We start from the raw sequence: 8,542 nt of genomic DNA, 5'->3' as shown, positions 1-8,542 counted from the left end.
CCCCGCTCAACACCAACGCCGCTCGCCCCGTCCGTCTTGCCATGCCAGCCTCCAAAAGGAATCGCTGGGTTGGCATGATCGCACATGATCACATTTACGTAAATGTTTTAACGGAACGATGTACTAGGCCGGGGTCGCCGCGGTCTGCGTGGGCGGCCGGAGCTGGCTGAAAACAAGAGCCGCCACAATCATGGCCGCACCACTCAGTCCGGACCATCCCAGCTGTTCGCCCAGCAACACCCAGGCGGTGACGGCGGCGAACACCGGCTCCAGCCCGAAGACGATGGCACTGCGCATGGCATCCACGCGCTGCTGGCCCCAGGCCTGCAGTGTCACCACCACCACGCTGGCCACAAAGCCCAGGTACGCGAGCGCCAGCCAGCTCGCCATTTGCAGGTTGCCCAGCGATTGGAACCAATCCATGTTGCCATCGCGCGCCAGCAGCAGCACTGTGGCGGCCGCGCACATCACGGTTGCCTGTGCGGCCGCCATGCGCGTGGCACGAAGCGGGTGCGCCGATGTGCGGCGTGCGCATTCTTCCAGTAGCAAGATATAGATGGCGTAGAACACCGTGCTGGCCAGCGTGAGCGAATCGCCCAGGTTCCAGGGATCGTTCTCGTGAAACATCAACGCCATGCCGGCGAACGCCATGGCGCAGGCCGCCCACAGGCGCCAGCCATAGCGGCGCCCCAGGGCCGCCATGGCGATCAACGGCACCACGAGCACATTGAGCCCGGTGACAAACGCATTGCGGTTGCTGCTGGTGCGCGCAAGGCCTTCAATCTGGAGCCAGAACGCCACAAACAGCAGTAGCCCCAGCGCACAACCCCACAAGCGCTCCTTGGGTCGCATGCCCACCCACAAAGGTGCCAGCACCAGAAGTGCCAGGGCAAAGCGCAACCAGATGATCTGCAGGGCATCCAGGTGCGCCGATAGCAGCTTCATGGCGGGGAAAGTGGTTCCCCACACAGCGGTGACGACCAACAGGGCCCAAAGGCCAAAACGTTCAGAACGCATAAAAAATGGAATGGTGCCCAGCGCGCGCACCGGCCAGGCCAATGCGCTGAGGGTCAAGGGGCGGCAAAGGAACGAGGCCCGTGCGGCAGGGCGTTTCGCGGGCAGGTCCGACCTGGCGTGGGCGGATCAAGCACCCATCCGGCCAATGAAGGCGCGGATACGGTCATTGGCCGGGTTGTTGAAGAACTCCGCGGGGGGCGCATCGTGGGCAATTCGCCCTTTGTCGAAAAACAGCACGCGGTCTGCCACTTCGCGCGCAAAGCCCATCTCGTGGGTCACCACGATCATGGTCATGCCGCCACGCGCCAGTTCGCGCATCACATCCAGCACCTCCTGCACCATCTCGGGGTCCAGCGCCGAGGTGGGTTCGTCAAACAACATCACCTTGGGTGCCATGGCCAGGGCGCGGGCAATGGCCACGCGCTGCTGCTGCCCCCCGGACAGCTGCCATGGGTACTTGTGTGCATGGTCCTGCATGCCAACTCGGCGCAGCAGGGTCATCGCCTGCTCGTTGGCCTGGGCCCTGGCGAGATGGCGCAGGCGCCGTGGAGCCAGCGCCACGTTGTCGAGTGCACTCATGTGGCCAAACAGGTTGAACTGCTGGAACACCATGCCCACTTCGCAGCGCTGCTGCTGCAGGGTGCGGGGATCGTCGGTCACCGGCACGCCACCGATGCGGATAGTGCCGCTGTCGTGAGGCTCCAGCCGGTTGATGGCGCGCAGCAGGGTGCTTTTCCCCGAGCCTGATGCGCCAATGATCACCGTCACCTCACCCGTGTTGAAGTGCGTGGACACCTCTTTCAGCACCTGGTTCGTGCCAAAGGACTTGCAGACTTTCTCTGCCACGATGTAGGGCATGGGGGCGCTCATTGGATGCGCCCTTCCACATCAAAACGGTGTTCGATGGCGTTGGAAAGCTGGGTCACCAGCGTGGTCAGCAGCAGGTAGGTCAGGGCTACCGTGGTCAAGGTGGCAATGGGCTGAAACGTCGCCGACTGTATGCGGTTGCCCACATTGGTGAGCTCCACCACGCCAATGGCATAGGCCAGCGAAGAATCCTTGAGCAGCGCCACAAAGTTGCTGACCAGGGGCGGCAGCGATATCTTGAAAGCCTGCGGGAACACCACGTCGAAAAACACGTGGCCCCGGCCAAGGCCCAGCGCGCGCGCGGCTTCCGTCTGGCCCCGGGGCACCGCCAGCAGACCGGCGCGGATCGCTTCGGCGTTGTAGGCGCCCACGTTCAGGCCCAGCGCCACCACGGCGGCGGCAAAGTCAGGCAGATTCAGGCCCGGCACCAGCACCGGGAGCGCGAAGTAGACAAACAGGATCTGGACCAGCAGCGGTGTTCCGCGGATCGCCCAGATGTAAAAACCCGACAGCCAGCGCAAGCCGATCCAGCGGGCGGTGCGCGCCAGTGCCGCACCGGTGCCCAGGACCAGGCCCACCGTGCCGCTGATCAGCGTCAGCCACAGTGTGGTGCGTGCGCCATCGGAAAACGCCTGGGCGTTGGAACCAATGGGTTCGGGGAACAAGGAAAGTATCTGGCCGAGAAGGACCAGCATGACCACCATGAGGACCAGAGCCGCAATCAGCGTAGCGTTGCTGCGCTGCTGGCGGCTCCAGTGGCGCGGCCAAAGGGCAATGAGCATGGATCAGAGAGGGCCGGAGCCCCCGTTCTCAGTTACAGCGTACGTCTTCGTTGAAGTACTTCTTGGACACGGCGGCGTAGCTGCCATCGGCCATGGTTTCGGCCAGAGCCTTGTTCCATGCGTCTGCCAGGGTCTGGTTGCCCTTGGCGACTGCCGAGGCAATGCGCTCGATGAACACCATTTCACCCAGCTTGAGGCCGGCCGTGGGGTTCTTGGCCACCATTTCCTTGGCCACGAAACGGTCGGTCACCCAAGCGTCCACCCGGCGCGAGGTGAGCGCGCTGCGTGCATCCACATCGGTGGGGAAGTTCTTCATTTCCTTGATCGTTGTGACCTTTTGGACGTTTTCCAGATAGCTGGTGCCGGTCTGCACTGCAACGGTCTTGCCGGCCAGGTCCTTGGCACTGCGGATGGCAGGGTCCATGGCGATCACCATGCCGCCAGAGCAGTAGTGCGGAGCGGTGAACGTTACGGCCTTGGCGCGTTCTTCGGTCACGCCGTGCGATGCAATCACCAGATCCCAGCGGTCCTGCTTCAGGCCGGTCAGCAGGGCGTCAAAACCGATGGTTTTCCATTCAATTTTCAGGCCCATCTTTTTGGCGGCGAGTTCTGCCACTTCCACCTCGAAACCCGTCAGGGTGGTGCCCTTGAAGTAGTTGAAGGGCGCAAACTGTCCTTCGGTGGCCACAATGATCTTGCCACTCTTCTTGATGTCATCGAGGGAGCGGGCCTGTATGGAAAAAGCAGCACACAGTGCCAGGGTAGATGCGATGACCTTGAAGAATTTCATGGAGGAATCCTGTCGTGGGGTGGTGCAGATACAAAAAATCCGGCTTGCGGGTCACGCAACCGGAGCCAAGGAAATGATAGTACCCAAAGATGGTGGGCGTCACAAATCTGCCGCAATTATAAATGGCGCCCAGTCCACAACGCCTATAGCGGACAACCCTGCCCCCCGGCCGCGGCGCAGTGGACGCTGTGTGTGGCCGGTGGGGTTTCAGCGCAGGAAGGCGTCGTAGCCCGTCTTGAGAATCAAAGTGCTTACGACCACGATGAAAATGCCGCGCACAAAGCCGGTGCCGTGTTTGAGCGCCATGTGCGTGCCCAGCAGGCTTCCCACGATGTTCGCCACCGCCAGCGTCACGGCGAAGTGCCACCACACATGGCCTTTGGCGGCAAAGAGCGCAATGGCCGCGATGTTGGTGGCGCAATTGAGCAGCTTGGCCGACGCTGATGCGTTGAGAAAGTCATAGCCCAGCAGGCGCACGAACAGAAAAACAAAGAAGCTGCCGGTACCGGGGCCGAAGAAACCGTCATAAAAACCGATGAGCGCACCGATCAGGCTGGCGATCAGCACCTCGGCCCGCCCCTCATGGCGGGGCTTGTGGTGTCGTCCCAACTCTTTTTTTGCGAGTGTGTAGACCAGCACGCCCAGCAAGACGAGTGGCAGCAGCTTGCGCAGAAAATCTGCCGACACCACCGTGACAGCCCACGCGCCGGCGAATGCACCCATGAATCCGGCCGCTGCAGCAGGCAGCATGGCAGACCAGCGTATCTGCACACGCCGACCGTATTGCCAGGTGGCCATGGCCGTTCCCCATACCGCTGCGGCCTTGTTGGTGCCCAGCAGCGTGGCCGGTGGCGCGCCCGGAAAAGCCGCAAACAGCGCTGGAACCATAACCAGCCCCCCACCGCCCACGATCGCATCCACAAAACCTGCGAGCAGCGAGGCCAGGGTAATAAAAATCCATTCCATCCCAGGATTTTCGCACCGTGAGTGCTATCAATTTCGTGATTGCTTGCCCCGTGGTTCCGGTGCTGCGCACAGAAAATGGGCAAGAAAAAAGCGCTGGGATCGCCAGCGCTTATAAAAAGGATGCACCTCGTTGGGTGCTTTAAATTTGGTTATTGGTAGAAAAGATGTCTCCTCGGGCCCCTCGCTTGGCACACCGGAGCGCGCTTTCGAGTGGGGCAACTGTAATGGTTGCACTCCGATGGTGCATTGGGAGTTTCCCGCACCCCTTTGCAGCGATTCAGAAGCGCTTTCGCCTTGAAAAGAGGCCGCCGGCTGGCATGGCTCGTGCAATGCGTTCGTAACAATTTGCGAAAGGGAGTCTCTATGCGGGCATTCATGCAGCGGTTGATGGTGATATTGGCGCTGGGTCTGGGGTTGTGCATCAGTGCAATGGCGCAAACGGGGCCATTGACCGCGCCACCTAACGCGACACAGGCAGCACAGGTGGGCGTGGCTGATGTTGCGAAGCCACCAACGCGCCCCGCGCTGGTCGACCACAACACCGTGAGTGCGGCACACACTGGCTGGATGATGACTTCCACCGCCTTGGTGCTGCTGATGACGCTTCCGGGCATTGCACTTTTTTATGCCGGCATGGTGCGCCGCAAGAACGTGCTCAACACCATGGCCAGCGTGGTTGCCATTGCGGCACTGGTCAGCCTGTTGTGGTTTGCGGCGGGGTATTCGCTGGCATTTACGCCGGGCAGCGCCTGGCTCGGCGGTTTTGACCGCATGGGATTCACGGGACTCGATTTCCAGCTGGCACAAGGACGGCTGGCTGTGAGTCATGTAGCTCCGCATATCCCTGAGTCGGTGTACGCCATGTTTCAGCTCACGTTTGCCATCATTACCGCAGCGTTGCTGGTGGGCGCGTTGGTCGAGCGCATGCGGTTTTCTGCCGTGTTGATCTTTGTCGGTCTTTGGAGCTTGCTGGTCTATGCCCCCGTGGCGCATTGGGTGTGGGAGCCCGGCGGCTGGCTGGCCCAGATGGGTGCGCTGGATTTTGCTGGCGGCTCGGTAGTGCATGTGAACGCGGGCGTTGCAGGGCTGGTGTGCGCCTGGTTCCTCGGCCGCCGCACGGGCTATGGCCGAGAGCCTTTCGAGCCTTACAACCTGGGGCTCACCATGGCGGGCGCGGGCATGTTGTGGGTGGGCTGGTTTGGCTTCAACGCGGGCTCTGCCGTGGCCGCCGATGGGCGCGCGGGCCTGGCGATGGCGGTGACGCACCTGGCGGCAGCGGCGGGTGCCTTGTCGTGGATGCTGGGCGAATGGGTGGTACGAGGGCGGCCATCTCTGCTGGGCCTTTGCTCTGGCCTGGTGGCGGGGCTGGTGGCCATCACGCCCGCTGCGGGCTTTGTGACACTGCGCTCGGCAGTGGTGATTGGCCTGGTTGCGGGCCTTGCGTGTTACTGGGGCGCCACGGGACTCAAGCGCCTGCTGCGCGCCGATGACTCGCTGGATGTTTTTGGTGTGCATGGCATTGGCGGCATCGTGGGCTCGCTGCTCACGGGCGTGCTGGCCAACGAAACTGTGGGTGGCGTGCAGGGCAGCCTGTCCACCCAGGCCATTGGTGTGGGCGCGGTGATGGCCTACAGCCTGGTCGCGACGGCTGCGCTGCTATGGATCATCAATTTTGCGATGGGCCTGCGCGTGGATGTGCAGAGCGAGCAGACCGGGCTCGACATCGCCCAGCACCGCGAACGCCTGGGCGGATGAAGGGTTTTGACATGCCTGATGCCGACAAGCTCGCCATTGCTGCCCATCTGCATGTTTTGTTGCGCCGCAAGACGGGGCGCGTGACAGACACCGAATGGATGGCGGTCAACGCCGAATATGCGCTGGAGATCGTGCGCTTTGCCCGCCAGCGCGCCCAGGAAGACAACGTGCCCGAATTGGCCGAGTGGGCTGCACGTCTGGACCACGCTATCCATGCTCCAGCCCCTGACGCGGAGCGCCGCCCGTTGCTGGACGTAGCTGCGCAGGCAGTGCGACAGCGCATCGCGCCGTCGCCCGAGGTGCCGCGCTATGTGGGTGGTATCCGCTGAAGCTGTCCGAGTCTGCGGCCTTTCTTCAGGGGGCGTCACTGCATGGGCGGTACGACCGGGCGGCTGTGTCAGTGCCCGGATGCCGCCTTGCGCGCCTCCAGGATCCACTCGGCGGCCTTTTCGGCCAGCATCAGCGTGGGCGAATTGGTGTTGCCGCTGGTGATGGTGGGCATGGCCCCGGCATCCACCACGCGCAGGCCGTCAATGCCGCGCACCCGCAACTGTGGGGTGAGCACCGCCATCGGGTCGCCATCGCGCCCCATCTTGGTTGTGCCCACGGGGTGGAAGATGGTGGTGGCAATGTCGCCGGCCAGCCGGGCCAGGTCTTCATCGGTTTCATATTGCGTGCCGGGTTTCCATTCCTGGGGCTGGTACCGGCTCAGCGCCGATTGCGCAACGATGCGGCGCGTGACGCGCAGGCTATCGGCCGCCACCTTGCGATCCTCGGGGGTGCTGAGGTAGCGGGGGGCGATGGCGGGCGCGTCCTGAAAGCGGCCCGTCTTGATCTGCACGCTGCCCCGGCTGGTGGGGTTGAGGTTGCACACGCTGGCCGTGAAGGCCGGAAAGCTGTGCAGCGGCTCACCAAAGGCATCGAGCGACAGCGGTTGCACGTGGTATTCGATGTTGGGCCAGGGCTGGTCGGGGCTGCTGCGCGTGAAGGCGCCCAGCTGCGAGGGCGCCATACTCATGGGTCCGCTGCGCTTGAGGGCGTATTCCAGTCCGATCTTGGCCTTGCCCCACAGCGAGTTGGCCATGGTGTTGAGCGTTTCCACGCCCTGCACCTTGAACACGGTGCGGATCTGCAGGTGGTCTTGCAGGTTGGCGCCCACGCCGGGCAGGTCGTGCACTACGTCAATGCCATGCTGGCGCAGCAGTGCTGCGGGGCCGATGCCCGACAGCTGCAGCAATTGGGGCGAGTTGACGGCGCCTGCGCTCAGGATCACTTCATGTCTGGCATGGACTGTCACCATTTCGTTGCCGGTCCACACCTGCACGCCGGTGCAGCGCCGGCTGCCGTCCGGCTGCGTCGCGGTGAGAAGCTTGGCCGCCTGGGCGGCGGTCCACATCTCGAAGTTGGGGCGTCCGTAGCAGGTGGGGCGCAAAAAGGCCTTTGCGGTGTTCCAGCGCCAGCCATTTTTCTGGTTGACCTCGAAGTAGCCCACGCCTTCGTTGCTGCCGCCGTTGAAATCATCGGTGGCCGGAATGCCCGCTTGTTGCGCTGCCTGGGCAAAAGCATCCAGTACATCCCAGCGCAGGCGCTGCTTTTCCACGCGCCATTCGCCCGTGCCGCCAGTGCTCTTGCTACCGTGCAGGCGTTTGAAATTTTCATTCACACCGCTGGGCTGGTCGAGGCGCCAGTGGTCCTCGTGGCGGCGGAAATAGGGCAGGGCGTTGTCCCAGCGCCAGCTGTCGTCACCCGTCAGTTGGGCCCACTGGTCGTAGTCGCGCGCCTGGCCACGCATGTAGATCATGCCGTTGATGCTGCTGCAGCCGCCCAGCGTTTTGCCACGCGGGTAGCGCAGCGTGCGGCCGTTCAGCCCGGCGTCGGGTTCGGTGTTGTAAAGCCAGTCGGTGCGGGGGTTGCCGATGCAGTAGAGGTAGCCCACGGGGATATGAATCCAGTGGTAATCGTCTTTGCGGCCGGCTTCAATCAGAAGCACCCGGCTGCGGCCGTCGGCACTCAGGCGGTTGCAAAGCAGGGCGCCGGCCGTGCCGCCGCCGATGATGATGTAGTCAAACGTGGTGTCACTCATGGGATGAAAGCGGACTGCGGCGCTGCGCGAAACAAGAAAAGGGTCTGCGCACCATTGTGCGGCGGGCAATCCGTCTGTCGAGGGGGCAAACACCAGTTGCTACGCAATTTGTAGCTAATAGTGCTTTATGGTATTGCGCCGAAGGCTATTTTGATAGGCGGATTCCAGAACGAAGTGCACCAAGCAATAGGTTGGGCCAAGAGTGCATAGGATGCTCTCTTGTTGACCGGCCAGTCGCAAAGGAAAGCACTTTGAACTACACACACTTGACCCTAGAAGAAC

9 protein-coding genes are annotated in these 8,542 nt (G+C 62.7%); 3 read left to right on the top strand and 6 right to left on the bottom strand.

Annotation, left to right across the window (positions count from 1 at the left end):
• Positions 1–123: 123 nt before the first annotated feature.
• The 5 genes from DTW89_RS17980 to DTW89_RS17960 all read right to left on the bottom strand — a co-directional run bounded on the left by DTW89_RS17980 (position 124) and on the right by DTW89_RS17960 (position 4,422).
• The gene (locus DTW89_RS17980; RefSeq protein ID WP_114656926.1) at positions 124–1,017 is read right to left on the bottom strand and encodes a DMT family transporter; all 894 of its coding nucleotides are present in this window, start codon (positions 1,015–1,017) and stop codon (positions 124–126) included.
• A gap of 126 nt (positions 1,018–1,143) precedes the next feature.
• Complete coding sequence (locus tag DTW89_RS17975) at positions 1,144–1,887, bottom strand: amino acid ABC transporter ATP-binding protein (protein WP_114656924.1); 744 nt, start codon at positions 1,885–1,887, stop codon at positions 1,144–1,146.
• Entirely contained in the window at positions 1,884–2,666 is a 783-nt protein-coding gene (locus tag DTW89_RS17970; RefSeq protein ID WP_114656923.1) for an amino acid ABC transporter permease, read from the bottom strand. Before DTW89_RS17970 ends, DTW89_RS17975 begins: the two co-directional genes overlap by 4 nt.
• A 28-nt stretch (positions 2,667–2,694) precedes the next feature.
• Entirely contained in the window at positions 2,695–3,456 is a 762-nt protein-coding gene (locus tag DTW89_RS17965; protein ID WP_114656922.1) for an ABC transporter substrate-binding protein, read from the bottom strand.
• Positions 3,457–3,663: 207 nt separating this feature from the next.
• The gene (locus DTW89_RS17960; protein WP_114656921.1) at positions 3,664–4,422 is read right to left on the bottom strand and encodes a sulfite exporter TauE/SafE family protein; all 759 of its coding nucleotides are present in this window, start codon (positions 4,420–4,422) and stop codon (positions 3,664–3,666) included.
• Between the two features lie 17 nt (positions 4,423–4,439).
• Here DTW89_RS17960 and DTW89_RS19910 point away from each other — a divergent pair, with 17 nt between their 5' ends.
• The 3 genes from DTW89_RS19910 to DTW89_RS17950 all read left to right on the top strand — a co-directional run bounded on the left by DTW89_RS19910 (position 4,440) and on the right by DTW89_RS17950 (position 6,506).
• Positions 4,440–4,565 (top strand): hypothetical protein, encoded by a 126-nt coding sequence (locus DTW89_RS19910; protein WP_269089855.1) that lies wholly within the window; start codon positions 4,440–4,442, stop codon positions 4,563–4,565.
• A 220-nt stretch (positions 4,566–4,785) separates the two neighbouring features.
• Positions 4,786–6,177: an ammonium transporter gene (locus DTW89_RS17955; RefSeq protein WP_114656920.1), complete on the top strand. Its 1,392-nt coding sequence runs from the start codon at positions 4,786–4,788 to the stop codon at positions 6,175–6,177.
• Between the two features lie 11 nt (positions 6,178–6,188).
• A complete protein-coding gene (locus DTW89_RS17950) occupies positions 6,189–6,506 on the top strand; it encodes a hypothetical protein (RefSeq protein WP_114656925.1) in 318 nt (105 codons plus the stop codon).
• 68 nt (positions 6,507–6,574) lie between these two features.
• On the opposite strand, the gene DTW89_RS17945 is transcribed toward DTW89_RS17950, so the two are convergent.
• The gene (locus DTW89_RS17945; RefSeq protein ID WP_114656919.1) at positions 6,575–8,260 is read right to left on the bottom strand and encodes a GMC family oxidoreductase; all 1,686 of its coding nucleotides are present in this window, start codon (positions 8,258–8,260) and stop codon (positions 6,575–6,577) included.
• Positions 8,261–8,542: the final 282 nt, after the last annotated feature.

Source organism: Acidovorax sp. BoFeN1, assembly GCF_003345135.1.
Lineage (GTDB): Bacteria > Pseudomonadota > Gammaproteobacteria > Burkholderiales > Burkholderiaceae_C > Acidovorax > Acidovorax defluvii.
This window is presented reverse-complemented; position numbering and strand designations above follow the sequence as displayed.

Excerpts from the sequence above, each read along its gene's own strand:
- DTW89_RS17955 (WP_114656920.1), top strand. The coding sequence starts at position 4,786 with ATGCGGGCATTCATGCAGCGGTTGATGGTGATATTGGCGCTGGGTCTG.
- DTW89_RS17945 (WP_114656919.1), bottom strand. The coding sequence starts at position 8,260 with ATGAGTGACACCACGTTTGACTACATCATCATCGGCGGCGGCACGGCC.
- DTW89_RS17970 (WP_114656923.1), bottom strand. The coding sequence starts at position 2,666 with ATGCTCATTGCCCTTTGGCCGCGCCACTGGAGCCGCCAGCAGCGCAGC.
- DTW89_RS17975 (WP_114656924.1), bottom strand. The coding sequence starts at position 1,887 with ATGAGCGCCCCCATGCCCTACATCGTGGCAGAGAAAGTCTGCAAGTCC.
- DTW89_RS17960 (WP_114656921.1), bottom strand. The coding sequence starts at position 4,422 with ATGGAATGGATTTTTATTACCCTGGCCTCGCTGCTCGCAGGTTTTGTG.
- DTW89_RS17980 (WP_114656926.1), bottom strand. The coding sequence starts at position 1,017 with ATGCGTTCTGAACGTTTTGGCCTTTGGGCCCTGTTGGTCGTCACCGCT.
- DTW89_RS17950 (WP_114656925.1), top strand. The coding sequence starts at position 6,189 with ATGCCTGATGCCGACAAGCTCGCCATTGCTGCCCATCTGCATGTTTTG.
- DTW89_RS17965 (WP_114656922.1), bottom strand. The coding sequence starts at position 3,456 with ATGAAATTCTTCAAGGTCATCGCATCTACCCTGGCACTGTGTGCTGCT.